This is a genomic window from Amycolatopsis sp. WQ 127309, assembly GCF_023023025.1.
Lineage (GTDB): Bacteria > Actinomycetota > Actinomycetes > Mycobacteriales > Pseudonocardiaceae > Amycolatopsis.
Map to the genome: position 1 here is coordinate 580,037 of NZ_CP095481.1, position 24,476 is coordinate 604,512.

Sequence of the window (24,476 nt, forward strand, 5' to 3'; positions counted from 1 at the left end):
CCCCTTTCGTGAACAGTCCACCAACCGCGGTGCGCGGGTACCCCCATCGGGATTACCCCTCGCGACGGGAAACCCGGCCGGGGTCACCGGCTACTGTCAGCACCACAAGTGACGGCGCAAGGAGAAACCGTGGTAGCGGAAAGCGGGCGGCCCCACCGGCTGGCTGAGGTGTTCGAAACGGACCGCGACCGGCTGGTCGGCCGCTGGGCCGAGCTGGCCGGGACGGCGTTGCGCGGGCGGCTGACGACCACGGAGCTCGAGCGTGACCTGCGCGAGCTGTACACCGCGATCGCCGCCGTGATCACCCTGGACGGTGGTCTGGACCGATCCGAGTTCACCGAGCTCAAGGCGCAGCTGGCCGATCTCTCCCGCAGCCGGGCCCGCCAGGGTTTCAGCCCGTCCGAGACCGCCGCGGGCGTCTTCGCCCTCAAGCAGGCCGTGTCCGAGCTGACCGAGAACGCCGACGACCCCCAGGTGTTCCGCGAGGTGCTGGCGTTCTCCACCCTGCTGGACACGCTCGGGCTGTGGACGTTCGAGACCTACGCCGCCGCCCGCGAGGAGATCATCCGGGAGCAGTCCGAGCAGCTGCTCGAGCTGACCACGCCGGTGGTGAAGCTCTGGGAAGGCGTGCTGGCCGTGCCGCTGGTCGGCACCCTGGACTCCGCGCGCACCCAGGTCGTGATGGAGAAGCTGCTGGAGGCGCTGGTCGAGACCGGCTCGGAGCACGCGATCGTCGACATCACCGGCGTGCTGGCCGTCGACACCCAGGTCGCGCAGCACCTGCTCAAGACCGTCGTGGCGGCGCGGCTGATGGGCGCCGAATGCATCATCTCGGGCATCCGGCCGCAGATCGCGCAGACGATCGTGGCGCTCGGGATCGAGTTCGGCGACATCACCACCAAGGCCACGCTGGCCGACGCGCTCCGCCACGCCCTGCAGCGTGACGGCGTCGTCGTGACCCGTACCCGCGAACGGACGCGCTGATGGACCGGGTCCCCATCCTGAAGATCGGCGACATGCTGCTGGTCTCCATCCAGATCGACCTGCAGGACCAGAGCGTGCTGGCCCTGCAGGAGGATCTCGCGGAGAAGATCAGCGCGACCGGCGCGTCCGGGGTGGTCATCGACATCTCCGCGGTCGAGATCGTCGACTCGTTCATCGGCCGGATGTTCGCGACCATCGCGTCGCTGTCGAAGCTGTTCGACGCCGAGACCGTCGTCGTCGGCATGCGCCCGGCCGTGGCGATCACCCTGGTCGAGCTGGGCCTGACGCTGGGTGGCGTGCGCACGGCGCTCGACCTCGAGCGCGGGATCAAGGTGCTCGACTCGCTCACCGCCCGGCGCGCCGGGATCACGGCCGGCCCGGACGAGGAACCCGTTCCGGTGACGGGATGACCGACCCCGGCAGAACGGACGAGCAGGTGATCCGGGCCGACGAGGACGTCGTCCGCGTCCGCCAGCTCGTCCGCACCTACGCGCTGCAGGTCAAGCTGTCCCTGGTGGACCAGACCAAGCTGGTCACCGCCACCAGCGAGCTCGCGCGCAACACCCTGATCTACGGCGGTGGCGGGACGGCCCGCGTCGAGGAGATCACCGACGGCCGCCGCAAGGGCGTCCGGGCGCACTTCCACGACGACGGCCCCGGCATCCCGGACGTCACCGTCGCCCTGGCCGACGGCTGGAGCAGCGGCAAGGGTATGGGCCTCGGGCTCGGCGGCGCGAAGCGCCTGGTGGACCAGTTCGACCTGGACACCGAGGTCGGCCGCGGGACGGACATCACCGTCGTCAAGTGGGCGCGATGACCACCACCGGCTCCCTCCCGGTCACCGAGGACTTCGCCTGGCTCCGGGTCGAAGACGAGACGGCGCACGGCCGGGCCCGGCGCGCCGCCGCCACGCTCGCCGGCCAGCTCGGCTTCGGCGAGGTCCGGGTGGCCGAGATCGGGCTGGCCGTCACCGAGCTCGCGACGAACCTCACCAAGCACGCCGTCGAGGGCGTCGTGGTCATCCGGTCCGTCCGGGCCGTCTCCCAGGCCGCGGTCGAGGTCGTCGCGATCGACCGCGGCCCCGGCATGGCCGACGCCGTCGCCGCCGGCCAGGACGGCGAGTCCACCACCGGCACGCTCGGGGTCGGCATGGGTGCCGTGCGCCGGCTCGCCGACGTGGCCTCGGTGCTCTCCGAGCCCGGCCACGGCACCGTCGTCACCGCGCGGTTCCACCCCAAGCGCGGCCCGCTCGCCGAGATCCCCGAAACGGACACGGCTGGGATCACCCGGCCGATCGGCGGCGAAGAAGTCTGCGGCGACGCCTACGCTGTGCACCACGAGCCCGGCCGGCTCCGGCTGATGATGTGTGACGGATCGGGCCACGGCCCGCTGGCGGCCGCGGCGTCCCGCGCCGCCGCCGACGTTTTCCGCGAGCACGCGACCGAGCCGCCGGAGGCAGTGGTGAAGCACATCCACGAGGCCCTGCGCCGGACCCGCGGCGGCGCGGTCGCGGTGGCGGACGCCGACACCGCGGCCGGCACCGTCCGGTTCGCCGGCCTGGGCAACATCGCCGGCTGCGTCGTGGCCGGCGGGCGCAAGCAGGGCATGATCTCCGCACCCGGCGTCGCCGGGCACCAGGCCCGCACGATCCGTGCGTTCGACTACCCGCTGCCACCCGGCTCGACGGTGGTCCTGCACTCCGACGGCCTCACCGAGCGGTGGAGCGTCGACGGCCGCGAACGGCTGTTCGCCGCCACTCCCCTGGCGATCGCGGCCGCGCTGCTGCGGGACGCCGGGATCCGCCACGACGACGCCGGCGTGCTGGTCGGCAAGCCCCGCCCATGACCACCCGGCAGCGCGACGAGCTGATCCGGTTGCCGGTCGGCGCGGAACCGGACGTCTTCACGATCCGCCGGTGCGGCCGCGAAGTGGCCGTCGCGGTGGGCCTGGAGAGCCAGGACCAGATCCGGGTCGCCACCGTGCTCAGCGACATCGGCCGTGACCTCGTCCACGCCGGGGCCACGGCCACCGTCCGGTTCCTGCTCAAGGAAGGGCCGCCCACGCTCGCCGTCGAGTTCAGCTGGCTCGGCGCCGAGGCCGGGGCGCTGCTCACGACGGGCCGGGACACCGCGGAGCGGCTGCTGGACGGCGTGCACGTGACCCACGAGGCCGGCCAGACCGTCGTCACGCTGCACAAGCTGCGCTCCCCCGCCGCACGGCCCCTCACCAACGCCGAGCTCGACCGGCTGCGCGGCATCCTGGCCCAGCGCGGGGTGAGCACCCCGATGGACGAGCTGCGGGCGCAGAACCAGGAGCTGCTCGAAACGCTGGAAAGCCTCGAAGCGAAGGGCAAGGAGCTGACGCGGCTCAACGAAGAGCTCGAGGAGACCAACCACGGTGTCGTCGCCCTCTACAAGGAGCTTTCCGAGGAGCTCGAGGAAACGAACCGCGGGGTCGTCGCGCTCTACGCCGAGCTGAACGAGAAGTCGAGCCAGCTCAAGGCGGCCAGCGAGGCGAAGACCCGGTTCTGGTCGAACATCAGCCACGAGCTGCGGGGGCCGATCAACTCCGTCATCGGCCTCGCGCGCCTGCTGACCGGCCCCGGTGCCGACCCGCTGACCGAGGAGCAACGCCATCAGGTGGGCCTGGTCGGCGACGCGGGCTCGACACTGCTTTCCCTGGTCAACGAGCTGCTCGACACCGCGAAGGCCGAGTCCGGCCGGCTGGTCGCGCAGCCGGCCCAGGTCGACCTGACCGCCGTCTGCCTCCAGCTGCGGGGCGCCCTGCGCTCGACGGTGCCCTCGCCTGAGGTCGAGCTGGTGATCGAGGAGCCCGACCCGGCACCGCCGGTGGTCACCGACGAGACGATGCTCGTCCGCATCCTGCGCAACCTGCTGTCCAACAGCCTCAAGTTCACCGAAAGCGGCGAGGTCCGGCTGAGGATCGACGCCGACGACGAGGACGTCCGGTTCACCGTCTCCGACACCGGCATCGGCATCCCGGCGGACCAGCAGGACCGCGTGTTCGAGGAGTTCCACCAGGTCCACAGCGACCTGCAGGCCGCGTCCCCGGGCACCGGGCTCGGACTGCCGTACGCGCGCCGGCTCGCGGAGATCCTGGGCGGCGGCCTGACGCTGGACAGCGAGCACGGGCGGGGCACCACCGTCGTGCTCCTGCTGCCGCGTCCCGACCCGACCCGGACGTCCCCCGCCCGCGTCGACTCGCTGCTCATCGTGGACGACGACGCCGACTTCCGGGACCGGCTCGCCCGGCTGGTCCACGGCGTCGCCGCCGGCGTCCGGCACGCCGCGGACGGGCGGGAGGCGATCGAGGCCCTCGACGGATACCGGCCGGACCTGATCTTCCTCGACCTGTTCATGCCCGGGATGAACGGCAAGGAGGTGCTCCAGGTGCTGCGGGAGAAACCCGGCTCACGGGACATCCCGGTCGTCGTGGTCACCTCGTCGCCGCCGGACGGGCTGGACCTGACCGGGGCCGGCCTCCGCGCGGGCCTGCTGCTCAAGTCGCAGGTCACGCAGGAAACCCTCAGGCTCGCCATCGGCGAAGCGTTCGCGGTCGTGGCGAGGACGGTGACCGGATGAATTCCCCAGTCGAGCCCGGCCGGGCCAGCATCCTGGTCGTGGACGACCTCGAGGCCAGCCGGTACCTGACCAGCAGCTGGTTGCGCCGCAACGGCTACCGCGTGTCCGAGGCCCGCACCGGCCAGGAGGCCCTCACCGCCGTCGCGGAAGAGGAGCTGGACCTCGTCCTGCTGGACGTCCACCTGCCGGACATGAGCGGGTTCGAGGTCTGCGAGCGGGTCAAGGGTGATCCCCGCACGGCCGCGATGCCGGTCATCCACATCTCCGCGACGGCCATCGAGGTCGAGGACCGCACCGCCGGGCTCGACCGCGGCGCGGACGGCTACCTCGTCGAGCCCGTCGACCCGGGTGAGCTGGTGGCGACCGTGGAGGCCGCGCTGCGGTACTACCGGGCCCGCACCCGCGCCGAGCGGCTGGCGCTGCGGCTGGGCCTGCTGACCCGCGCCACCCTGGAGATGAACAGCGCCCGCACGTTCGACGACGTCCTCGCCGCGGCCGCCACCGGGGCGGCGACGATCTTCGAGGGCCCGGCCTCGGTCGTCAGCGCGAGCCACCGCGGCCTGGTGCGCTCCGCCGCGACCGACGCCGCCGCCGAGCCCCCGGTCGTCCGCGCGGACACCCTCCGCGCGCTGGAGCAGGTCACCGGGACGGTGGCCGCCGACGCTCCGGCGTCTTCGGTCTTCCCGGCCCCGGACGGGCTTTCGATGGTGGCCCTGGTCTACCCGAACCCGTCGCGGGTGCCCGTCGCGATCACCGTGGCGGCGTCGGGGATCCGGTCCGAGGACGACCGCAACCTGCTGCTGCAGCTGGGCCAGGCGACCGCCCTCGCGTGCGAGACGATGCGGACGTTCTCCGAAGAGCACCAGCTCGCGCTGACGCTGCAGCAGAGCCTGCTGCCCCGCGAGCTCCCGGCCCGGCCCGAGCTGGAGATGGCCGCGCGCTACGCCCCCGCGAGCGACAACGCGGAGATCGGCGGCGACTTCTACGAGGTCTCCGACATCGACGGCCGCCTGCTGATCGCCGTCGGCGACGTCGTCGGGCACTCCATCGAGGCGGCCACGGTGATGGGCGAGGTCAGGCACGCCCTGCGCGCGTACGCGGTGGAGGGGCACGGGCCGGTCGAGATCCTGAACCTGCTGGACGCCATGCTGCGCCGCTACCACCCGCGCAGCCTCACCACGCTCTGCCTGGTCGTGCTCGACCCCGCGTCGGGCGAGCTGGAGATCGCCAGCGCGGGCCACATCCCGCCGCTGCTGGCCGACGCGGCCGGGGCCCGGTACGTCAAGATCGCGGGCCCCCTGCTCGGCATCGGCCTGCCCCGCCCGCCGGCGACGGCCCTGACCCTCGACCACGGCTCGCTGATGCTGCTGGTGACGGACGGCCTGATCGAGCGCCGCGGCAGCGTCATCGACGACGGCATGGACCTCCTCCGCACGGCGGTCACCCACGACGCGGACCTGGAGACGCTGTGCGACACCCTGCTGGACCGCTTCGGCGAAGCCGCGGAGGACGACATCGCGCTGCTGGCCTTCCGGCGGCGGTGAGGGGTCAGGCGCTCGCGGTGTAGCGGTGCGCGTTCTCCGCCTTCGCCGCCGCCGCACCCAGGTGGACGACCACCCGGCACTGCGGATCGCCCACCGCGATGCGTTCCTCCAGCGTCACCGCCGACTCGCCGACGTTGCGGGCCGCGATGCCGCCGAACACCGATGACGTCATGCGGCACAACGACGGCGACTGGCGCACCGCGGCGCCGAACGGGCAGTCGGAGTTGACGAACACCAGGCGGTCGCCGGTGATCTCGACGGCGTGGAACGTGCCGCCGATCGCCGCCTTCAGCCGGACCAGGCACTCGGCGATCTGCTCGGGCGCCAGCTGGGCCGCCTGCGTGGCGATGGCGTCGCGGTACTCCTGCTCCATCTGGCCGCCGATGTCGGCCGCGACCTGGGCGATCGCGCGCTGCGCGGCTTCCGGGCCCTGCTGCTGCTCGACGGCCGTCGACAGCTGGACGACCAGCGCGCGCAGGAAGCTTTCGCGGCCGAACCCGCCCTCGGGGCGGGCCTCGGACATGGCGGGCAGCGGGCTGACGCGGCGTGCGGGCAGGTCGAGCGTCAGCTCCACCGGCCGGACCACGGGCAGCACCGAGCGCACGAACTTCCCGCCGGCGCGCTTCGCGGCCACCGCGAGCTCGGAGGAGAACTGCGACACGAGCCACAGGCCGCGCCCACGGTACTGCTCCGCCGTCGGCGCCTCCCGCGGCAGCGTGAACGCCTCGCCCATGTCGTGCACTTCGAGCACCGGCCGGACCTCGGTCCACTGGAGCGACACCCAGATGTCGCCGCGGCCGTGGTCGTAGGCGTTGGCGAGCAGTTCCGCCACGATCAACGCGGCGTCGTCGATCTGCTCGGCCTGGTCCACGGCGTGGCGGCCGAGGTAGCCGGTGATCTCGCGGCGCAGCAGCGACGCGGAGGCGCGGTCCTGCCGGTCAAGGAACCAATCCACGCCAGGACCTCCTCAGTCGCCGCCTCCACACGGTACGCGGCTTCGCGGCCTCCGGAGCGGCGCCGCCGACGGCCCCGGCTGCTACGGTCGTGTCAATACGGTTGAGACCCCAGCCGTGGTTCCGTCATGCGTGGTCCCGCGCTGACCCCTCGGAGGAGTCCACCCGTGATCGAAGGCCCGCCAGCCCGCGTCAACTTCGCGCTCGAGCTGACGTCCACCGGCGCCGCGACAGTGCTGAAGGCGGCCGGCGAGATCGACGCGTCCGTTTCCGGCGAGCTGCGCGACCGCCTGGCGACGGCGATCGAGTCCGGGACCCCGGTGATCGCCGACCTGACCGACGTGACGTTCTGCGACTCCACCGGGCTGACGGCCCTGATCCACGCCCACCGAGCCGCCGACGCGGCCGGCACGAGGTTCGTCCTCGTCACCCGCCAGCGCGCGGTGCTGAGGCCGATCTCGCTGCTGGGGCTGGCCGACATGCTGGAGATCCACCCGGACGTCGAAGCCGCCCGAGCGGCCGTCGGCTGAGCGTCACCGGCGCTGCTGCTTCCGGGTGAACCCGCGGTCACCCGGTTACGCCTTCGGCGACGACGACGCCTTCCCTCGGTGGACGCAGAAGACGAAGACGCCGGTTCGAGCTCGAAAGCCCCCGTCGTCCGGCACGCCGTGGTGTGGCTCGGCGGCGTGGTCGCCATCGTGCAGGCGACCGTGTTCACCCTTCCCGTCGCCATCGCTTCCTGGAAACAGGAGCCCTGGGTGCAGCATCTGGTCACGGACCACTTCCCCGCCATCGTGGGGCTCCCGTCGGCGGCACTGGCCTCGTTCTTGATCATCGCGGCGTTCGAGGCGCGGTTCGACAAGATCAAGATGAAGGTCGGGCAGCTCGTGGAGTTCAGTGGCGCGTCCGGCCCGATCGTGCTGTGGGTGCTGTGCTTCTGCGCGATGGCGGCCGGGATCAAGCTCGTCTGGTGAAGTGCCGGTCCGCGGCCGCGTCGCTGAAACGTAGCCCCGAGCGGCCGTCGGCTGGGCGGGGTGACCCCAGGCCGCGCCGCCGGGGGACACGGCGCGGCCCGCGGGGTCAGCGGACGGCTTTCCTCGCGTTGATGTAGGCGCTCGACGGGGCCAGGAACGAGAACACCACGCCGACCACCGCGGCGAGGACGCTCACGTACGTGACCCACGTGCTCTGGCCGACCAGGACCGACAGGACCTGGAGCACCGTGATCACCGTCAGCACGATGCGGGCCCAGTTGCGGCCGGCGCGGAGCTTGAAGGCGAACAGCAGGTACAGCAGCGCGATCACGACCGCGATCACCACCGCCACGACGAGGCCGATGGTGACCGCCTGGTCGATCTGGGCCTCGGTCAGGCCGGTGCCGTTCTGCCTGCTGGCGTCGCGGGTGGCGGTGGTCAGTGCGTCTCTGTTGCCGAAGACCAGGATGCCGCCGATCAGGCTGACCACAGTGGAGGCGATGAACGCCCAGAACGAGGCCTCGATGGTGCTCGGCCGGGCCGGGGCGGCGGCGCTCGAAGCGGATGGGTCGGACGAAGCCGGATAACTCGGGTATTCGCTCATGGGATCAATTTGGCACGGCCGTTTGGCCCTCGCTGGCTGAATGCGAAAGGCCGACTCGACCGGCGCAACCGGGCCCCGGAAAGCGACGGCGGCGACACGGGCCGCTACGAATTCCACGGTCCGGAACCGGGCGTCAGCTCCAGTGGCCGCGGTGCACGACGTCGGCCGGCGGCTTCCGGCGCCGCTTGAACCGCTCCCGGTCGACCGGGACGGTCTCCGCCGGGTACCCGATGGCGATGGCGCCGATCGGCTCCTGGTCGTCCGGTACGCCGTACAGCGCGCGGAACGGGGCCACCTGCTCGGGGACGATCCCGAAGTACAGCGCGCCCAGGCCCTCGTCGACGGCGGTCTGCAGGATCAGCAGCGCCGCCATCCCGGTGTCGATGTGCCAGAACGGCACCGGCCAGCGCGACTCGTCGCGGTCGGTCCAGCCCTTGTCCGGTTCGGCGTAGCGGTCCAGGTACACCCGCTTGCACGACAGCGGCACGATCACCAGCGGCGCGGTGCGCACCGAGTCCTGGACGGCGTCCAGGCCCACCGTCCAGAAGCGCTCGAGCGCGTCGCCTTCGAGGACCAGGAACGCCTGTCCCTGCGAGAACCCGGCGGACGGACCGCGCGTGGCGTTGTCGAGGACGCGCTCCAGGCTCCCGGCGGGCACCGGCTCCGGGCCGAACTCCCGGACCATGCGCCGACGCCGTACCACGTCTTGGAAATCCATGGTCGCGACTCTAGCGAACCCGTTCGGAGAGGGCCGCTTTATTGGTCCAGACCAGGATGCGGCATCCTCGGTCAGAGGCGCCGGCGGCCGCCGGTGTCGAAGTCATCGATCTGCGAGGAGGATCGTGCACGACGCGAACAGACCGGTGAACACCCCCTGGCTGGTGGCCGGCGGGGTCTCCTTCACCTCCCGGCTGATCGTCGGGATCGAGCAGTACGCCGACCCCCGGCTCGTCGCCGACGTCCTGGCCGCCGGCGGCTGCGACGTCTTCATCACCACCTACGACCCCACCGGTGACCGGGCGAGCCTGCTGCTCTCGGACCTCGACGAGGCGATGGACCTCACCCGGTACGGCTGGATCGGGACGACCTCGTTCGCCTACTCCGCCGCGGAAGCGGTGGACACCGCGAAGAAACTGCGTGACGCGTTCGGCATCGCGGTGATCAAGCTGGACGTCCGCACGCCGGACAACCTGCCCGACGGCGAACCCACCGTCGCCGCGGCGAAAACCCTGATCGCCGACGGGTTTTCGGTGCTGCCGTTCATCCGGCCCGACGCCGATCTGGCGAAGCGGCTGGTCGACCTCGGCGCCGTGGCGCTGCGCGTGATGGCGTCACCGGTGGCGAGCGCGCGGGGCGTCCTCGACCCGGACGCCGTGCGAGCGGTGATCGAATCCGTCGACGTCCCGGTCGTCGCCGAGGGCGGGCTCGGTACGCCCGAACAGGTTTCGGAAGCGCTGGCGCTCGGGGCGGACGCGGTGCTCGTCAACACCGCGATCGCGACCGCGCGGGACAGCCCCGCCACCGCGGCGGCCATGCGACGCGCCGTCGACGCCGCGCTGCTGACCGAACCGGCCGGCACCTGAGTCCACACTGGACGGCGTCCCGCCAGGCGCTGTCCACTGTGGACTTCAGTACTCGGCCGCGGTCCGGCGGGCCGTCACCAGCAGCAGCGCCACCGCGACGGCCACCAGCACCGTCTGCTCGACGATCGCCACCGCGCCCTGGCCGATCGCGGTGTTGAGGCCGACCCAGCAGTACGTCAGCAGGGTGCCCGCCGCCGGCGCGAACGCCGGTGGGTTCAGGGCCCGCACGGCCACTGCGGCCACCACGACCAGCGCCAGCATCAACGCGGCCAGCAGCCACGGCGAGATCGACTCCCAGCGTTCCAGCAGCTGCACGCCCGTGCCGGCGACCAGGCCGACCGCGAACCCGGCCCAGCGGTTGCCCTTCGGCGCGTCGCGCGGCGGCGTGCGGAAGCCGCGGATCGCCAGCACCACCAGCCCGATCACGATCAGGCCGGCCACGATCAGCTGGGCCGGCGCCGACATGAACGGCGCGGGCCCGACCAGCAGCGAGATCAGGAACTCGGCGGCGCAGCCGAGGACGAACACGACCGACCAGAACGCCAGGCCCAGCTTGCCCAGCCACGGTTCCCGGCCGAACAGCGCCTCGACGATCGCGATCGGCGTGCCCATGCTCCACACGACGTGCAGCGTCAGCACGTACACCGTCCACGGCGCGCCGATCCCCAGCGCCGGGATGTGCCCGGCGTCGAGCACGCGGATGCCGAGGTAGTCCGGGTTGAACAGCGACTGCGTCAGCAGGCCTTCTTCGAGCAGGCCGAACGCGAGGCTCAGGGTGAGGATGGTCGGCCAGCCGCGGTTGAGGTGCCGGGCGATCTCGCGGATGAGCAGCGCGCCACTGCCGTAGAAGGCGACGAACATGCCGAACTGGCCGAACTGCTGCCCGGGTCGCGGGGTGCCGCTGAGGTACTGGTCGCCGAGCAGGAACTCGGCGACGAACGGGGACAGTGCCACCAGGAGGAGGGCCGCAGCCAGACGTCGCGCCATGCCTTCATGCTCCCGGTAACCGCCCGGACGCGCTCGGCGATCCCGGCCTCCGACGGCCACGAGTTTCCGCGCACCCGCGTGAGCCCGGCCACACACCGGCGAACGTCCGTGAATGCCACATCGAGGGACATAGCGTCCGTGAATGTGGCATTCACGGACTTCGGCCCGGGCGGTGGCGGCGCTACCGGGCTTTGGCTTTGCCCGAGGGGATCGCCTTGGTCGCGTGCTTCAGCGGGGTGTGGTGGCGGACCCCGCGGTGCGGGCCGCGGGTCGCGGTCGACGTCACCGTGGTCATCGACGGCGGGGGTGCCTGGACGGCCGCCGCGGTGCCGCCGGAAGGCGCTTTCCCGTCGCCCGGCGGGGAAACCACGTCCGACCCGACCGGGGTGAGGATCACGATGGACGAGGGCGCCGGGGCGAACGACGTGGCCGGGATCCGGCCGGGGTCGGGGTAGGACGGCGAGTGCAGGCTGTCGGTCACCCGGCCACTGCCCGTCACCAGCGCGACCAGCACCAGCCCGGCGGCCACCGGCGACAGCACGGCCGCCGCGACCACACCGCGCTTGCGGCGGGACGCGGGCAGCGAAGGCGGTGTCACCAGACCGGACGGCAGCGGCTCGGACGGCGACGACGACGGTGACGACACCCCCGACAGCGCCCGCACGACCTCGGCGGCGGTCGGGCGCAACGCCGGGTCGCGGGCCGTCATCAGGTGCAGCACCTGGGAAAGCTCGTCCGGCAGGCCTTCCGGGATGCGGGGTTGCCTGCTCAGCCGGGCGAGCGCGGCCTCGACGCGCGGCCCGGCGTACTCGCGCTCGGCCGTCACGGCTTCGATGAGCACGAGCCCCAGCGCGTAGACGTCGGCGGGTGGGCCCACCGGCTCGCCGAGGACCTGCTCCGGCGCCATGTACGCCGCGGTCCCGGCGACCGAGCCGACCGCCGTGACGCGCGTGGTGTCCAGCAGGTACGCGACGCCGAAGTCGGTGATCATCGCGCCGTCCGCGCCCAGCAGCACGTTGCCCGGCTTGAGATCGCGGTGGATGACGCCGCGCTCGTGCACGTGGGCCAGCGCGTCGGCCAGCCGCCGCGCCGCGGCCGTGATCTCGTCGAGGCCGAGCGGCCCGGTGAGCAGGCGCTCGGCCAGGTCTTCGCCCTCGACGAGCTGCACCACGAGGTACGCGCGGCCGTCTTCCAGGCCGGCGTCGTGCAGGCCGACGACGCCCGGGTGGTCGAGGCCCTGCAGGATCGCCGTTTCGCGGGCGCGGCGGGGGCCGAGGGTGGCGGCGTTGCGGTGGAACAGCTTGACGGCGCACTCGGTGCCGGTGTCGCGGTCACGGGCGCGGTAGACGCGGGCGGTGCCGCCGCTGCCGAGCAGCTCGCCCAGCTCGTACCGGTCGCCGACCACCGCGGGCGCGCGGCCCGTGTCGGCCTCGGTTTCGAGCGGGTTCAGGAACCGCCGCTCGGTCACGAGGTCGTACCGGCCCGCACCTTCCACCGCCTCCGACCCCCCAGCACGCCGACCGAAGAGGCCAACATAGCCGACCCCGGCCCGAAACGTCTTCACCTTTCGGCGGCTCGTTCCTTCAACGGCTCCCACCAGGACCGGTTCGCGGTGTACCAGGCCACCGTCGCGGCCAGGCCGTCGTCGAACTTCACCTGCGGCGCGTACCCCAGCTCGGCACTGATCTTCGAGATGTCCACGGAGTACCGCCGGTCGTGCCCCTTGCGGTCCTCGACCCGGCGGACGCGGTCCCAGCCCACGCCGGCCGCGTCCAGCAGCCGCCCGGTCAGGTCCAGGTTGCTCAGCTCGGTGCCGCCGCCGATGTTGTACACCTCGCCCGGCCGGCCCGCCTCGGCGACGAGCTGGATGCCCTGGCAGTGGTCGTCGACGTGCAGCCAGTCGCGCACGTTCAGGCCGTCGCCGTAGAGCGGCACCTGCTCGCCGTCGAGCAGGTTGGTGACGAACAGCGGGACGACCTTCTCCGGGAACTGGTACGGCCCGTAGTTGTTCGAGCACCGCGTCACGCACACCGGCAGGCCGTGCGTGCGGAAGTACGCCCGGGCCAGCAGGTCCGACGACGCCTTCGCCGCCGAGTACGGCGAGTTCGGCTCCAGCGGGTGCGTCTCGGGCCACGAGCCGTCGTCGATCGAGCCGTACACCTCGTCGGTGGACACGTGCACGAACTTGCCGGTCCCGGCGCGCAACGCCGCTTCGAGCAGCGTGTGCGTGCCGAGGACGTTCGTCCGCACGAAGTCGCCCGACCCGGCGATCGACCGGTCCACATGGGACTCCGCGGCGAAGTGCACCACGAGGTCGACGCCGCGCAGCACGTCCGCCACGACCGCGGCGTCGCAGATGTCGCCTTCGACGAACCTCAGCCGCTCGCTGCCGGCCACCGGGGCGAGGTTCGCCCGGTTCCCGGCGTAGGTCAGCTTGTCGAGCACCGTCACCTCGGCGCCGGCCAGCGCGGGGTAGCCCCCGGACAGCACCCGCCGGACGTAGTTCGAGCCGATGAAACCCGCTCCGCCGGTCACCAGGACCCGCATGGTCGTCCCCTCTCAGGCCAGTTCGAAAGATCAGCTCAGTTCGAAGATCACGGACGCGGCGGGCACCTCGACCGGCCGGGCGCGCAGCAGGCGCCAGCCGCTCTCGGCGAACACGCCGTCCCACTGCGCGAGCGTCGGCAGGTCGACGCCCATCAGGTCGTGCGCGGTCTCGAACCCCAGGGTGAACACGGGCTTCTCGCGGTCCGGCACGCCTTCGACGCGCGCGGTGTCGCCGAGCAGGAACCGGCGCGCGTCCGGGAACGCCTCGCGCAGCATCCGCAGGGTCGCCACGCAGCGCTCCCGCGGCCAGAAGTCGTGGCCCATCATGAAGCACGTCAGCAGTTCGACGCCTTCGAAGCGCGGTGACGGCCCCAGCGCGCGAACGTCCGCTTCGACGAACTCGAAGCCCAGTCCCTCGGCTTCGGTGTTCGACGCCGCCGAGCGCAGCACCGCCGGGGCGATGTCGACGCCGACGCCGCGCACGCCCGGGAACCGGCGGGCCAGGTCGATGAGCCGGCCGCCGCTGCCGCAGCCGAGGTCGGCCACCTTGGTCACCGGGAAGTCCAGGTCGGCCAGGGCGTCGGCGAACACCGGGTCGAACGCCTGCCGGTTGATGTCCCGGCAGGCGAACCCGATGGCCGCGGCGTCGCGCCGGAAGAAGTCGCCGGTGCGCTCGGCGTTGCGGACGATCCGGGGCATGTTCGCGAACAGCTCGCCGCAGCCGATGGTGAGCCAGTGGAAGAACGCCTTGGCCCGGTAGACCTCGGCGAACTCCGGCCCGGCCACGACGGCGTCGCCCTCGCGCACCACGATGCCGACCGAGGCCAGCGCCGCGAACACGCTCCGGACCGACGGCTCGTGCAGGTCCCGGCGCGCGCAGAACTCCGGCACGTCCAGGGTGCCGCCGCCGTCGAGCGCGTCGAGGGCGCCGGCCTCCCAGGCCGTGGCGACGGCGAACGCCGCCACGGCCGAGTTGAAGATGCCCGCCGCGCCGCCCGGGATCGGCTCCGGCGCCCAGTCGCCGATCCAGGAGAGCGGGAACGTCGTGGTCTCGGTCATCAGACCAGCCGGACCGTCGGCACGTAGAGGATCCACTGGCCGCCGGCGTCGCGGAACGCCTGCTCCTTGGCCATGATCTCGTCGGCGTGGTTCCACGCGAACAGCAGCGCGTAGTCGGGGTAGGGGTCCGCGAACGCGGCGGCCGGCTTCACCGGGATGTGCGTGCCCGGGGTGAGCCGGTTCTGCTTGGCCGGCGTGGTGTCGCAGACGAACTCGACGAGGTCCGGGCCGAGGCCGCACAGGTTGGCGATGGTCGCGCTCTTCGCCGTGGCGCCGTAGGCGACGACGCGCTTGCCCTCGTCCTTGGCCTTGCGCAGCAAGGTGACGAGGTCTTCCTTGACCTGCAGCACCTTCGCGCCGAACGCTTCCAGCGTCGCCCGCTCGTGCAGCCCGGCGGCCTGCTCCTCGGCGAGCAGCTCGCGGACGGCGTCCGACGGCGTCCGGGAGCCGGCCGGCGCCAGCGTGTAGCGCACCTCGCCGCCGTGGACGTCGAGGCGCTGCGCGTCGACGAGCTCGAGGCCGTGGCGCTGCGCCATCTGCTGCACCGAGCGCAGGGTGAAGAAGTAGAAGTGCTCGTCGTAGATCTGGTCGAACGACGTGCGCCGCACGATCTCGCCCAGGTACGGGTCCTCGAAGACGAACACGCCGGTCGGCTTCAGCAGCGCCTTGACGCCGTCGAGGATCGAGTCCATGTACGGGATGTGGCACAGGGTGTTGGCCGCGTAGATGACGTCGGCCGGGCCGTCCTCGGCGAGGATCTCGCGCGCGGTCGACTCCTCGAAGAACGACTTGCGCACGCGCACGCCCTTCGACGCCGCGACGTCGGCGACGCCACCGGAGGGCTCGACGCCCAGGTGCCGGATGCCGGAGTCGGCCAGGGTCTTGAGCATGATGCCGTCGTTGCAGCCCATCTCGACGGCGAACGGGTCGTCGCCGGTGAGCTCGGTGGCGATCAGGTGCTTGGCGAGGTCCTCGAAGTGCCCGCGCATCACCACCGAACCCGAGGAGTAGTACGGGTACTCCTCGTGGAACATCGCCTCGCGGGGCACCTCCTCCATCAGCTGCACCATCGTGCACCCGCCGCACAGGCCGACGGCGAGGCGGAAGAAGAACTCCTTCCCCGGGTCCGCGCCGGGCGCGACGAAGGCGTCGGAAAGCGGCTGGCGCCCGAAGTCGAAGAACTCTTCGACCGTGCCGCCGCAGATCCGGCATTCGGCTGTGTTCGACATGCTCACAATCTCCCTCTTGGGTATGGGAAAGTTTCAGATCCAGACGTTGCGGGCGACCCGCTGCACCTGCTCGATCAGGGCGGCCTGCTCGAGCGTCCCGTCGTGCTCCTCGCGCAGCGGCGCTTTGGTGACGACCGCTTCGACGAAGGCCCGGATCGCCCCGGCGAACTGGTGGTCGGCCGCCAGCACCACCTCTTCGCGGTGGTCCTGCCGTTCGATCCGCAGCACCGGCCGGTGCGTCTCCGGCAGGGTGAACGCCCAGTCCACCGTCAGCCGCCCGGTGCTGCCGGACAGGGCGTAGCTGTTCTGGTAGGAGTGCTCCATGCCGAAGGTCAGCTGGGCCGGCACGCCTTCGGGCGACGCCAGCAGCACGCTGCCCGACATCACGACGTCGAGCGCGCGGTCGCGGCGGAACACCGCGCCCTCCACCGACAGGTCCCGGCCGAGCAGGTGCTGCGCCGCGCGGATCGGGTAGCCGCCGAAGTCGAGGAACGCGCCACCGCCGACGTCCGCTTGGTAGCGGATGTCCCCCGGCGGCTTCGGCGGGATCGTGAACGCGCTGTGGAAGCCGCGCAGGTCCCCGATCGCGCCGTCGGCGAGCAGCTTGCGCACCGCCGCGTGCTGGGAGTGGTAGAGGAACATGTAGTTCTCGAGCAGCACCAGGCCGCGCTCGCGGGCGAGGTCGAGCAGCCGGGCCGACTCCTTGTAGCCGTCGGACATCGGCTTCTCCACCAGCACGTGCTTGCCGGCGTCGAGGCACCGTTCGATCCACTCCGCGTGCAGCATCAGCGGCAGCGGGATGTAGACGGCGTCGACGTCCTCGCGCTCGGCCACCGCCTGGTAGCCGGCGTAGGGCGTGCCGCCGAAGCGGTCGGTGAACGTCCGGGCCCGGTCGCCGTCGCGGCTGGCGATCGCGACGACGTCGATCGCCGGGTCGGTCTCCATCGCCGGCAGCGTCCGCCGCCAGGCGATGTCCGCGCAGCCGATCACCCCGAAGCGCAGCCGCTGGGCCGGTTGGTAGCTCGTCATCGGCAGAAGCTCCGCTGCTCGTCGGGAAGTGGGGAGGCCGGCCGGCTCGCCCGCGTCGCGGCGGCGCCCGCCCCCAGTGCCGCGTAGTGCGCGAGGCACTCCTCGTAGGTCGGCAGCAGCCCTTCGGACTCCGCCTCCTTGAGGCCGACGCCGTTCGCGTCCTTTTCGGACATGATCGGCGGCCCGGTCAGCTCCCACGGGATGCCGATGTCCGGGTCCATCGGGTTCAGCACGAGCATGGTGCCCGGCACGTAGTTCTGCGAGCACAGGTAGTTCATGCACGCGTCGTCGGTCAGGGCGTGGAAGGCGTGGCCGAGACCGTCGGCGAGGTAGACCGCCGTGCCGGAGTCCTCGTCCTGGTAGGTGACGTCGAAGACGCCGAACGTCGGCGAACCGACGCGCAGGTCCACCACGACGTCCATCACGGCGCCGCGCACGCACGTGACCAGCTTCGCCTGCCCTGGTGGCAGCGTCGTGCCGTGGATGCCGCGCACGGTGTCGCGGCGGCTCGTGGAGTAGTTCACCTGGTTGACCACGAACGGGTAGCCGATCAGGTCCGAGAGCGCGTCCGCGCGGAACGCCTCGTGGAACCGGCCCCGCTGGTCCGGGAACTGCTCCGGGAACAGCCTGAAGGCATTCGGGACCTTGGTCTCTTCGATCCGCATTCCGCCCGGCATAGCTACCAGCTCCCCAATTCGTCCCAGAAAGAGTTCGTCATGCCGCGACCAGTTTCTCCAGCAGGCCCACGACTTCCGCGGGCGAGCGCTGGGCCCGGACCTCGGCGGCGGCGCGCACCGCGCCGGTGGTGAAGGCGGGTTCGTCCAGCAGCGCGCGACACCGCTGCGCCACCCGCTCGGGTGACACCTCGTCCAGCGAGAGCTGCAGGCCCGCGCCGCTCGCGGCCACGGCCGCGGCGTTGTCGAACTGGTCGTCGAACTGCGGGAGCACCAGCTGCGGGCAGCCGGCCTCCAGCGCGGTGAGCACGGTGCCCTGGCCACCGTGGTTGACCATGGCCTCGCAGGCCGGCAGCACCTGGGCGAGCGGGAGCCGCCCGGCGCGGTCGGCCGCGGCGGCCAGCTCGGGCCAGTCCGCCAGCACGTCGTCGGCGGCGGCCACCACCAGCTCGACGTCGAGCTCCTTGAGCAGTTTCAGCATCGGTGCCACGGTTTCGCGCAGCCCGAGGGCGGCCATCCCGGGCAGCACGGTGCCGAAGGTGACGCACACCCGCGGCCGCTCGCGCGGCTCGAACACCCAGTCCGGCAGGTGGACGTCGCCGTTGAACGACCCGCCCCGGACACCTTCGTGGCCGAAGGCGTGCGGCAGCCGCATCCCGGGCGGCCACGGGTCGAGCGTGGCGACCGGGTCCGGCGGCGCCGCGGCGAGCTCGATCGCCGCCGCCCGGCTGTACTCGGTCAGCGGGGCGACACCCCAGTGGTAGGCGACGACCGGGACGTCGCCGGCCGCGGCCGCCAGCGGGCCGGCGAACTCCGCCCGCTCGCTGACGACGAGGTCGGGCCGCCACGCGTCCACCAGCTTCCGCGCGCCGGGCAGGCAGGCCCGGGCGATCCGCCCGAACGCGTGCCCGTGCTCGGCGCGGCGCAGCACGGTGCTCTCGGCCGTCACGGGCGGTTCGCCGCCGACCAGCTCGACGAAGTCGGGCGCGGCACCCCAGGACGTGACCGGCAGCCCGCACCGGAGCACGACCGGCGCGAACGCCTCGGTCGTGGCGACCAGGACCTCGTGCCCGGCCGCCCGGGCCGCCCAGGCGAGCGGCACGAGGGGGAACAGATGGCCGCGCAACGGCGCGGTCGTGAACAGCAATCGCACGCGAACTCCCTTTCCCGGTGCGGTTTTCCTCCGGCGTCGATGGCGGGGCCGTGCGTCAGCAGAGGCTGTGGATGCAGGCCAGCAGGCTGCGGGCCTCGATGTTCAGGTAGTGCCCGTGGCGCAGCAGGTCGATCAGCTGGCGCACGGTCATCCAGCAGTAGTTCGGCGGCACCTCGACCGGGAACTCCTCGCCCACCTCGATCAGCTGGTAGCGGGTCAGCGCGTGGTAGAACCGGCCGCCCTCCTCCGAGAGCTTCTGGTCGTAGTGCGTCTTGACCCCGCCGACCTCGAGCACGTCCCGCAGGAACGGCTCCTTGATCGACGACGCGTCCTGGCCGGGCAGCAGGTGCACGGTGGGCGCCATCTCGACCATGTCCATCAGGCCGTACTCCGGGCGGGCCTGCACCAGCAGGTGCAGCACGCCGCGGACGCGCCGGGCGAGGAAGGTGGCGTGCCCCTCCCCCCTGGGGTGGAGGAGGGGCTGCCGCCAGGCCTTGACCTCCCGGGTGCCCGCCTCGACCCGCACGCCGATGATGCGGAAGTTCGCCGCCGCGTCGTCGGCGATCTCCTCGTCGTCGCGGTGCCAGCCCGTCGTCGCCGACAGCGGCGTCAGCCGGGCCGACCAGTCGCAGCGCGTCTTGGCCTCGGTGAACCAGCTGAGGATGTCGCCCGCGGTGTGCAGGGCCGGGCCCGGCGCGTCCTCGGCGGCGTACTGGTAGGAGCGCACGAGCGCGTCCCGGAAGTCCTCGCCGGTCGCGCCGTCGCCGTCCGGGAGGGCGAACGGGATGCACGAGAGCACCGTGCGGGCGTCCATGTTCACCAGGTTGTCCCGGTGGGACAGCTCGCCGATCTGGGCGAGGCTCAGCCAGCAGTAGTCCTCGTGCAGCTCGACGTCGCCGGTGACCAGCACGACCATGTTGCGGTTGCGCTTGCGCCAGAACCACGCGCCCTGCTCCGACTGCAGCACGTCCACCAGCACCTGGCCGCGGCCGGCGCCGACGAAGTACTCCAGGTAGCGCGTGGTCGCGCCGCGGTGCACCTGCGTGTAGTTGCTGCGCGTGGCCTGCACGGTCGGCGACAGCTGGAGCGTGTTGACGTTGCCCGGCTCCATCTTGGCCTGCATCAGGCAGTGCAGCACGCCGTCGAACTCCTTGACGACGATGCCGAGGATGCCGATCTCGGGCTGGTTGATGATGGGCTGGGACCACGTCGGGACGCCGCCCTCGCGCACCTGCAGGCCTTCGATGGTGAAGAAGCGCCCGCTCTTGTGCCCGAGGTTCCCGGTGCCGGCCTCGAACGCCCAGTCACCGAGCTCGGCGAACGGGATGCGGTCGACGGCGAAGTGCCCGGCCGCCGTCCGCTCGGCCCACCAGTCGTGGAACTCCACCATGGACATCATGCTGCCGCCGGTGGTTCCGGGCCCGGGGTTGAGTTCCCGGTGCAGCACCGCGAGTCGCTTCATGCTCGTGCTCTCCTGTCTGTCGGACCACCGGGTGGGTCAGAGCTTCGCCAGCACCGCCCGCACCTTTTCGACGACCCGTTCCTGGTCCACGTCGGACAGCGACGCGTACATCGGCAGCGAGAAGATCTCGTGGGCCGCCGCCTCGGTCTCGGGCAGCGAACCTTCGCGGTAGCCGAGCTTCGCGAAGCCGGACTGCGTGTGCACCGGCCACGGGTAGCTGATGTTCAGCTCGATGCCCTCGGGCTTGAGCGCTTCGATGATCTTGTCCCGCAACGGGTGCCGCGCCACGTAGACGTAGTAGACGTGGTCGTTGCCCGGGGCGAGCGCCGGCGTCACGAGGTCGGTGCCGGCGAACGCCTCGGCGTAGCGCTCGGCGATGAGCCGGCGGCGGACGAGGTAGTCGTCGAGCCGGGTCAGCTTGCGGCGCAGGATCTCCGCCTGCACCTCGTCGAGCCGGCTGTTGTACCCCGGCGTGGAGACGACGTAGTAGACCTTCTCCATGCCGTAGTAGCGCAGCCGCCGCAGGTTCGCCTCGACCTCGGCGTCCGACGTGATCGTCGCGCCGCCGTCACCGTAGGCGCCGAGCACCTTGGTGGGGTAGAAGGAGAAGGCCGCAGCCTTGCCCATCGACCCGGCGATCTTCCCGTGGTGGCGGGCGCCGTGCGCCTGCGCGCAGTCCTCCAGGATCGGCAGGCCGTGCTCGGCCGCGATCGCCTCCAGCGGCGCCATGTCGACGCACTGGCCGTACAGGTGCACCGGCAGCAGGCAGCGCGTGCGCTCGGTGATCGCCGCCTCGACCTGCTCGACGTTCATCAGGTACGTGCCGGGGTGGACGTCGACGAACACCGGCACGGCGCCGATCTGGTCGATCGCCAGCACGGTCGGCGCCGCGGTGTTGGACACCGTGATCACCTCGTCGCCGGCCCCGACGCCGAGGGCGCGCAGGCCGAGGACGATGGCGTTGGTGCCGTTGTCGACGCCGACGCAGTGCTCGACGCCGTGGTAGGCGGCGAACTCCTCTTCGAACGCCTTCACGCTCGGGCCGAGCACGAGCTTGCCGGAGCGGAAGACCGTGTCGACGGCGTCGAGAATGTCGTCCCGTTCTTTCTCGTACTCCGGCAAATAACCCCAGACATATTGAGCCATCAGGGCGGGTCACCTCCAGGGGATCGGCCGTGGCACGACCGGACAGGGCTCGTACGACGCGGGCGAATTCCCGGTGAACTTCCGGGACGCCGCAACACATGGGCTATTCGACGCGACGCCTATTCGTTTTGCTTCCTCGCGCCGCCGGAGTCATGGAAGCACACTTCCGCTCGGCTGTCACAGCCTTGCCGGCCATCATTCGACGCGCATTGACCGGCCCGTCCCGCCGGCGGGACAACGGCCGCCACGGTGTTGTTGACCGGGGCCGGAGTGCTGGCTAACCTCGGCCGGGTTCCGGCTGCCGACTGGGGGCATTCGCCCGGAGCGCGTCACCCCGCATCAGGGGAAGGATTCGCCGCGCGGCCACACGGACGATTAAGCGGAAGGGCTGAATTGTCATGTCAGAGAACGCCACGAAAGTCGACCTCACCAATGTCGACGACGTCGAGGAGATGGTCCGGGAGATCGCCCGGATGATCTGCGCCGAGCAGCCCGACATGCCCGAGCCGGAGAGCCTGCGCGACCTCGACTCGTTTTCCGTGGTGCAGGTGCTGCTCGAGGTCGAGAACACCACCGACCGCAAGTTGCTGGAGAAGTTCGAGGACTTCACCGAGGGCGAGGAGTTCCGCGACCTGGCCGCCTACATCGTGAAGATCGTCGCCGAGGAGGACGCGGCCCCGGCCGAGACCCCCGCCTCCGCCGCCCCCGAGGCGGACGGCGCCACCCCGGAACCCGAGGCCGAAACCCAGGCCTAGCCGGGAACCACCGGTGTGCGGGCGCCCCGGGTCCGCACACCGGGTCCCGCCGGCGAGACACGGTTCTCCTCACAGATCGGACGCTCAGCCGATGGACCACTCCACCACGGATTCTTCACGGCCCGTGCTCCCGGTCCGGCCCGAACCCCTCGCCGTCCGGCCGCCGCGGCACCGGCTCGCGCGCCGCTTCATCCTGTGGCGCACCCTGAACACGCTGTTCTGGGCGATCGGCGTGCTCGGCGTGTTCGTCACGCTCCACATCGTCTTCGCCGGCATCCGCACCTGGCTGGACCCGATCACCTGGGGCGTCGGCGCGATCTTCGCGGCGAACCTCCTGTTCATGCCGACCTACCGCTACCTGGTGCACCGCTGGGAGACGACCGACGAGGCCGTGTACTCCCTCAGCGGCTGGATCACCCGGGAGTGGCGGATCGTCCCGGTGTCCCGGATCCAGAGCATCGACACCGTGCAGGGCCCGATCGAGCAGCTGCTCGGCCTCTCGACCATCAAGGTCACCACGGCCTCGCACGAGGGCCACGTGAAGATCGAGGGCCTGGAGACGCCGATCGCCGAGGAGGCGGTCCGCCGGCTCAACGAGATCGCCCAGGCCACGCCCGGGGACGCGACGTGACGGCGGAAGCGACGGCCGAGCCCGTGTCTCCCGCGTCGGCCGAAAAGAGCGAACTTCCCTGGCTGCGCCTGGACATCAAGCTCTTCTACGTCAACGCGGCCAAGTTCACGATCTCCTTCGCCATCAGCATCACGAGCTACTTCCTCTACGACTCGGGCCCGGTCTGGCCGCTGCTGGTGGTCAGCGGCATCAGCGCGCTGATGACCCTGCGGGACCTGTGGCGCTGGCTGTTCACCCGCTACCGCGTCACGCCCGAACGCGTCGAACGCCGCACCGGCCTGCTGGTCCGCGAGGAGCGGCACGTCGGGCGCGACCGCATCCGCAGCGTCAGCAGCAGCGCTAAACTGCGGCACCGCTTGGTGAAGCTGCGTGTCGTCCACATCGGATCGGGTGAGGGCAAGCACTTCTCGCCCGCCTTCAAGCTCGACGCGCTGTCGAAGGAGACGGCCGCCCAGCTGCGGCGCGACCTGATCCCCCGCGACGCCGAGGCACCCGCGGAACGCGAGGTCGTCATCGCCCGGCTGCGCTGGATCTGGTTGTGGTACAACGTTTTCCACGTCTGGGCGATCCTCGCCGGGGTGCTTTTCCTCGTGTCGCTGTACTTCACGATGCAGACGTTCGCCGTCGACCTGATCGACGTCATCGCGGGCCTGATCCACTGGGCGAACCTCGGCGTCTGGCGCACGATCGGCGCGTCCGTCGTGATCACGTTCGTCCTCGGCTACTTCTCGCTCGGCCTGGACTTCGCCGCGAAGCACTGGAACTTCGAACTGGTCCGCACGACCAGCGGCGAAGACGGCACCGAACTGCGCACCCGGCAGGGCCTGTTCACCACCAAGACCGTGCACCGGGAGGACCGCCGGATCCGGGGCGTGCACCTGCACGAACCCTTGCTGTGGCGGTGGATGCGGCTGGCCGAGACCAAGGTGATCACGACCGGGCTCAACGCCTCGCTCAACGAGTCGGCCAACATCCTGCCGCGCACCCCGCTGCCCGACGCCCGGCACGCGGCGAGCTTCGTCTTCCCGGACGGCCACCAGCCCCTCGAAGCGCCGCTGCTGCGGCACCCCGTCGGCGCGTTCCGGCGCCGGCTCTACTGGGCGACCTACGGCCCGGCGGCCGTCGCGGGCCTGCTCGCCTGGCTCGGCGCGACCGGCGTCGTGCCGGCGTCGTGGTGGCCGCTGCCGCTGCTGCTCCTGCCGCTGACCTGGGCGCTGGCCTGGGTCGCCTACCGCACGCTGGGCCACGCGCTGATCGGCCCGTACCTGGTCGTGCGCAGCGGCGCGGCCGGCCGCTCGACGACCGTGCTGCGCACCCGCGCGGTGATCGGCTGGCGGCTGCGGCAGACGATCTTCCAGCGCCTGGGCTCGCGGATGACGATCGGCGTCCCGACCGCGGCCGGCGACCGCTACTACCGCGCGATCGACGCCGGCACCGAGCAGGCTCTCGCGTTCGTCGCCGGCGCCGACCCGGACCTCGCGCACGAATTCCTTTCCGGCACCGGGACACCCCCGGCCGATTCGCATTTCGCCCCGCGATCGGACGCTCCATGAATCGCCC

The 24,476-nt window shown here is 71.7% G+C and carries 25 protein-coding genes; 12 read left to right on the plus strand and 13 right to left on the minus strand.

Features of this window, described 5'->3' with window-relative positions:
- The first annotated feature begins 129 nt into the window (after positions 1-129).
- Genes MUY22_RS02100 through MUY22_RS02125 form a run of 6 tightly spaced genes read left to right on the plus strand, consistent with a single transcriptional unit; the run spans position 130 to position 6,130 of the window.
- Entirely contained in the window at positions 130-984 is an 855-nt protein-coding gene (locus MUY22_RS02100; protein ID WP_247056427.1) for an STAS domain-containing protein, read from the plus strand.
- On the plus strand, positions 984-1,394 hold the full coding sequence (locus tag MUY22_RS02105) for an STAS domain-containing protein (protein ID WP_247056430.1): 411 nt from the start codon (positions 984-986) through the stop codon (positions 1,392-1,394). The genes MUY22_RS02100 and MUY22_RS02105 overlap by 1 nt, the downstream gene beginning before the upstream one ends.
- Positions 1,391-1,801: an anti-sigma regulatory factor gene (locus tag MUY22_RS02110; RefSeq protein ID WP_247056432.1), complete on the plus strand. Its 411-nt coding sequence runs from the start codon at positions 1,391-1,393 to the stop codon at positions 1,799-1,801. Before MUY22_RS02105 ends, MUY22_RS02110 begins: the two co-directional genes overlap by 4 nt.
- Complete coding sequence (locus tag MUY22_RS02115) at positions 1,798-2,829, plus strand: ATP-binding SpoIIE family protein phosphatase (protein ID WP_247056435.1); 1,032 nt, start codon at positions 1,798-1,800, stop codon at positions 2,827-2,829. Before MUY22_RS02110 ends, MUY22_RS02115 begins: the two co-directional genes overlap by 4 nt.
- Positions 2,826-4,586, plus strand: coding sequence for an ATP-binding protein (locus MUY22_RS02120; RefSeq protein ID WP_247056437.1), 1,761 nt, complete (start codon positions 2,826-2,828; stop codon positions 4,584-4,586). Before MUY22_RS02115 ends, MUY22_RS02120 begins: the two co-directional genes overlap by 4 nt.
- On the plus strand, positions 4,583-6,130 hold the full coding sequence (locus tag MUY22_RS02125) for a fused response regulator/phosphatase (protein ID WP_247056439.1): 1,548 nt from the start codon (positions 4,583-4,585) through the stop codon (positions 6,128-6,130). Before MUY22_RS02120 ends, MUY22_RS02125 begins: the two co-directional genes overlap by 4 nt.
- 4 nt (positions 6,131-6,134) lie before the next feature.
- Here the strand turns inward: MUY22_RS02125 and MUY22_RS02130 are convergent, their stop codons facing one another.
- Entirely contained in the window at positions 6,135-7,085 is a 951-nt protein-coding gene (locus MUY22_RS02130; RefSeq protein ID WP_247056441.1) for a methanogen output domain 1-containing protein, read from the minus strand.
- Positions 7,086-7,250: 165 nt separating this feature from the next.
- On the opposite strand from MUY22_RS02130, the gene MUY22_RS02135 reads away from it, so the two are divergent.
- Positions 7,251-7,613, plus strand: a complete 363-nt coding sequence (locus MUY22_RS02135; RefSeq protein WP_247056443.1) for an STAS domain-containing protein — start codon at positions 7,251-7,253, stop codon at positions 7,611-7,613.
- 78 nt (positions 7,614-7,691) lie between these two features.
- Positions 7,692-8,057, plus strand: a complete 366-nt coding sequence (locus MUY22_RS02140) for a hypothetical protein (RefSeq protein WP_247056446.1) — start codon at positions 7,692-7,694, stop codon at positions 8,055-8,057.
- Between the two features lie 106 nt (positions 8,058-8,163).
- Here the strand turns inward: MUY22_RS02140 and MUY22_RS02145 are convergent, their stop codons facing one another.
- Both MUY22_RS02145 and MUY22_RS02150 read right to left on the minus strand, forming a co-directional pair.
- Entirely contained in the window at positions 8,164-8,661 is a 498-nt protein-coding gene (locus MUY22_RS02145; RefSeq protein WP_247056447.1) for a hypothetical protein, read from the minus strand.
- 133 nt (positions 8,662-8,794) lie between these two features.
- On the minus strand, positions 8,795-9,379 hold the full coding sequence (locus MUY22_RS02150; protein WP_247056449.1) for a nitroreductase family protein: 585 nt from the start codon (positions 9,377-9,379) through the stop codon (positions 8,795-8,797).
- Between the two features lie 124 nt (positions 9,380-9,503).
- On the opposite strand from MUY22_RS02150, the gene MUY22_RS02155 reads away from it, so the two are divergent.
- Positions 9,504-10,244, plus strand: a complete 741-nt coding sequence (locus MUY22_RS02155; RefSeq protein WP_247056451.1) for a nitronate monooxygenase — start codon at positions 9,504-9,506, stop codon at positions 10,242-10,244.
- Positions 10,245-10,289: 45 nt separating this feature from the next.
- Here MUY22_RS02155 and MUY22_RS02160 read toward each other — a convergent pair whose 3' ends face one another.
- The 10 genes from MUY22_RS02160 to MUY22_RS02205 form a co-directional block, all read right to left on the minus strand.
- Positions 10,290-11,231: a hypothetical protein gene (locus MUY22_RS02160; RefSeq protein ID WP_247056453.1), complete on the minus strand. Its 942-nt coding sequence runs from the start codon at positions 11,229-11,231 to the stop codon at positions 10,290-10,292.
- 181 nt (positions 11,232-11,412) lie between these two features.
- Positions 11,413-12,726, minus strand: coding sequence for a serine/threonine-protein kinase (locus MUY22_RS02165; protein ID WP_247056455.1), 1,314 nt, complete (start codon positions 12,724-12,726; stop codon positions 11,413-11,415).
- Between the two features lie 65 nt (positions 12,727-12,791).
- Positions 12,792-13,778, minus strand: a complete 987-nt coding sequence (rfbB, locus tag MUY22_RS02170; RefSeq protein WP_247056457.1) for a dTDP-glucose 4,6-dehydratase — start codon at positions 13,776-13,778, stop codon at positions 12,792-12,794.
- Between the two features lie 30 nt (positions 13,779-13,808).
- Entirely contained in the window at positions 13,809-14,837 is a 1,029-nt protein-coding gene (locus MUY22_RS02175; protein ID WP_247056459.1) for a class I SAM-dependent methyltransferase, read from the minus strand.
- Positions 14,837-16,066 carry a class I SAM-dependent methyltransferase gene (locus MUY22_RS02180; protein WP_247056461.1) on the minus strand — a complete coding sequence of 410 codons (1,230 nt, stop codon included), beginning with the start codon at positions 16,064-16,066 and terminating at the stop codon, positions 14,837-14,839. Before MUY22_RS02180 ends, MUY22_RS02175 begins: the two co-directional genes overlap by 1 nt.
- Before the next feature lie 33 nt (positions 16,067-16,099).
- A complete protein-coding gene (locus MUY22_RS02185; protein WP_247056463.1) occupies positions 16,100-17,095 on the minus strand; it encodes a Gfo/Idh/MocA family protein in 996 nt (331 codons plus the stop codon).
- Positions 17,092-17,760, minus strand: coding sequence for a dTDP-4-dehydrorhamnose 3,5-epimerase family protein (locus MUY22_RS02190; protein WP_247056465.1), 669 nt, complete (start codon positions 17,758-17,760; stop codon positions 17,092-17,094). Before MUY22_RS02190 ends, MUY22_RS02185 begins: the two co-directional genes overlap by 4 nt.
- Before the next feature lie 49 nt (positions 17,761-17,809).
- Positions 17,810-18,922, minus strand: a complete 1,113-nt coding sequence (locus MUY22_RS02195; protein WP_247056467.1) for a nucleotide disphospho-sugar-binding domain-containing protein — start codon at positions 18,920-18,922, stop codon at positions 17,810-17,812.
- Positions 18,923-18,977: 55 nt separating this feature from the next.
- Positions 18,978-20,384 (minus strand): NDP-hexose 2,3-dehydratase family protein, encoded by a 1,407-nt coding sequence (locus MUY22_RS02200; protein ID WP_247056469.1) that lies wholly within the window; start codon positions 20,382-20,384, stop codon positions 18,978-18,980.
- 36 nt (positions 20,385-20,420) lie between these two features.
- Positions 20,421-21,530, minus strand: a complete 1,110-nt coding sequence (locus MUY22_RS02205) for a DegT/DnrJ/EryC1/StrS aminotransferase family protein (protein ID WP_247056471.1) — start codon at positions 21,528-21,530, stop codon at positions 20,421-20,423.
- A gap of 398 nt (positions 21,531-21,928) precedes the next feature.
- On the opposite strand from MUY22_RS02205, the gene MUY22_RS02210 reads away from it, so the two are divergent.
- The 3 genes from MUY22_RS02210 to MUY22_RS02220 all read left to right on the plus strand — a co-directional run bounded on the left by MUY22_RS02210 (position 21,929) and on the right by MUY22_RS02220 (position 24,469).
- On the plus strand, positions 21,929-22,285 hold the full coding sequence (locus tag MUY22_RS02210; RefSeq protein ID WP_247056473.1) for a hypothetical protein: 357 nt from the start codon (positions 21,929-21,931) through the stop codon (positions 22,283-22,285).
- Between the two features lie 91 nt (positions 22,286-22,376).
- On the plus strand, positions 22,377-22,916 hold the full coding sequence (locus MUY22_RS02215) for a PH domain-containing protein (protein WP_247056475.1): 540 nt from the start codon (positions 22,377-22,379) through the stop codon (positions 22,914-22,916).
- Positions 22,913-24,469, plus strand: coding sequence for a PH domain-containing protein (locus tag MUY22_RS02220; RefSeq protein ID WP_247056476.1), 1,557 nt, complete (start codon positions 22,913-22,915; stop codon positions 24,467-24,469). Before MUY22_RS02215 ends, MUY22_RS02220 begins: the two co-directional genes overlap by 4 nt.
- The last annotated feature ends 7 nt before the right edge of the window (positions 24,470-24,476 follow it).

Coding starts and splice junctions, on each gene's coding strand:
- MUY22_RS02160 (WP_247056453.1), bottom strand. CDS start 11,231: ATGGCGCGACGTCTGGCTGCGGCCCTCCTCCTGGTGGCACTGTCCCCG.
- MUY22_RS02175 (WP_247056459.1), bottom strand. CDS start 14,837: ATGACCGAGACCACGACGTTCCCGCTCTCCTGGATCGGCGACTGGGCG.
- rfbB (WP_247056457.1), bottom strand. CDS start 13,778: ATGCGGGTCCTGGTGACCGGCGGAGCGGGTTTCATCGGCTCGAACTAC.
- MUY22_RS02180 (WP_247056461.1), bottom strand. CDS start 16,066: ATGTCGAACACAGCCGAATGCCGGATCTGCGGCGGCACGGTCGAAGAG.
- MUY22_RS02115 (WP_247056435.1), top strand. CDS start 1,798: ATGACCACCACCGGCTCCCTCCCGGTCACCGAGGACTTCGCCTGGCTC.
- MUY22_RS02210 (WP_247056473.1), top strand. CDS start 21,929: ATGTCAGAGAACGCCACGAAAGTCGACCTCACCAATGTCGACGACGTC.
- MUY22_RS02200 (WP_247056469.1), bottom strand. CDS start 20,384: ATGAAGCGACTCGCGGTGCTGCACCGGGAACTCAACCCCGGGCCCGGA.
- MUY22_RS02190 (WP_247056465.1), bottom strand. CDS start 17,760: ATGCGGATCGAAGAGACCAAGGTCCCGAATGCCTTCAGGCTGTTCCCG.
- MUY22_RS02215 (WP_247056475.1), top strand. CDS start 22,377: ATGGACCACTCCACCACGGATTCTTCACGGCCCGTGCTCCCGGTCCGG.
- MUY22_RS02205 (WP_247056471.1), bottom strand. CDS start 21,530: ATGGCTCAATATGTCTGGGGTTATTTGCCGGAGTACGAGAAAGAACGG.
- MUY22_RS02145 (WP_247056447.1), bottom strand. CDS start 8,661: ATGAGCGAATACCCGAGTTATCCGGCTTCGTCCGACCCATCCGCTTCG.
- MUY22_RS02120 (WP_247056437.1), top strand. CDS start 2,826: ATGACCACCCGGCAGCGCGACGAGCTGATCCGGTTGCCGGTCGGCGCG.
- MUY22_RS02110 (WP_247056432.1), top strand. CDS start 1,391: ATGACCGACCCCGGCAGAACGGACGAGCAGGTGATCCGGGCCGACGAG.
- MUY22_RS02185 (WP_247056463.1), bottom strand. CDS start 17,095: ATGACGAGCTACCAACCGGCCCAGCGGCTGCGCTTCGGGGTGATCGGC.
- MUY22_RS02125 (WP_247056439.1), top strand. CDS start 4,583: ATGAATTCCCCAGTCGAGCCCGGCCGGGCCAGCATCCTGGTCGTGGAC.
- MUY22_RS02105 (WP_247056430.1), top strand. CDS start 984: ATGGACCGGGTCCCCATCCTGAAGATCGGCGACATGCTGCTGGTCTCC.
- MUY22_RS02150 (WP_247056449.1), bottom strand. CDS start 9,379: ATGGATTTCCAAGACGTGGTACGGCGTCGGCGCATGGTCCGGGAGTTC.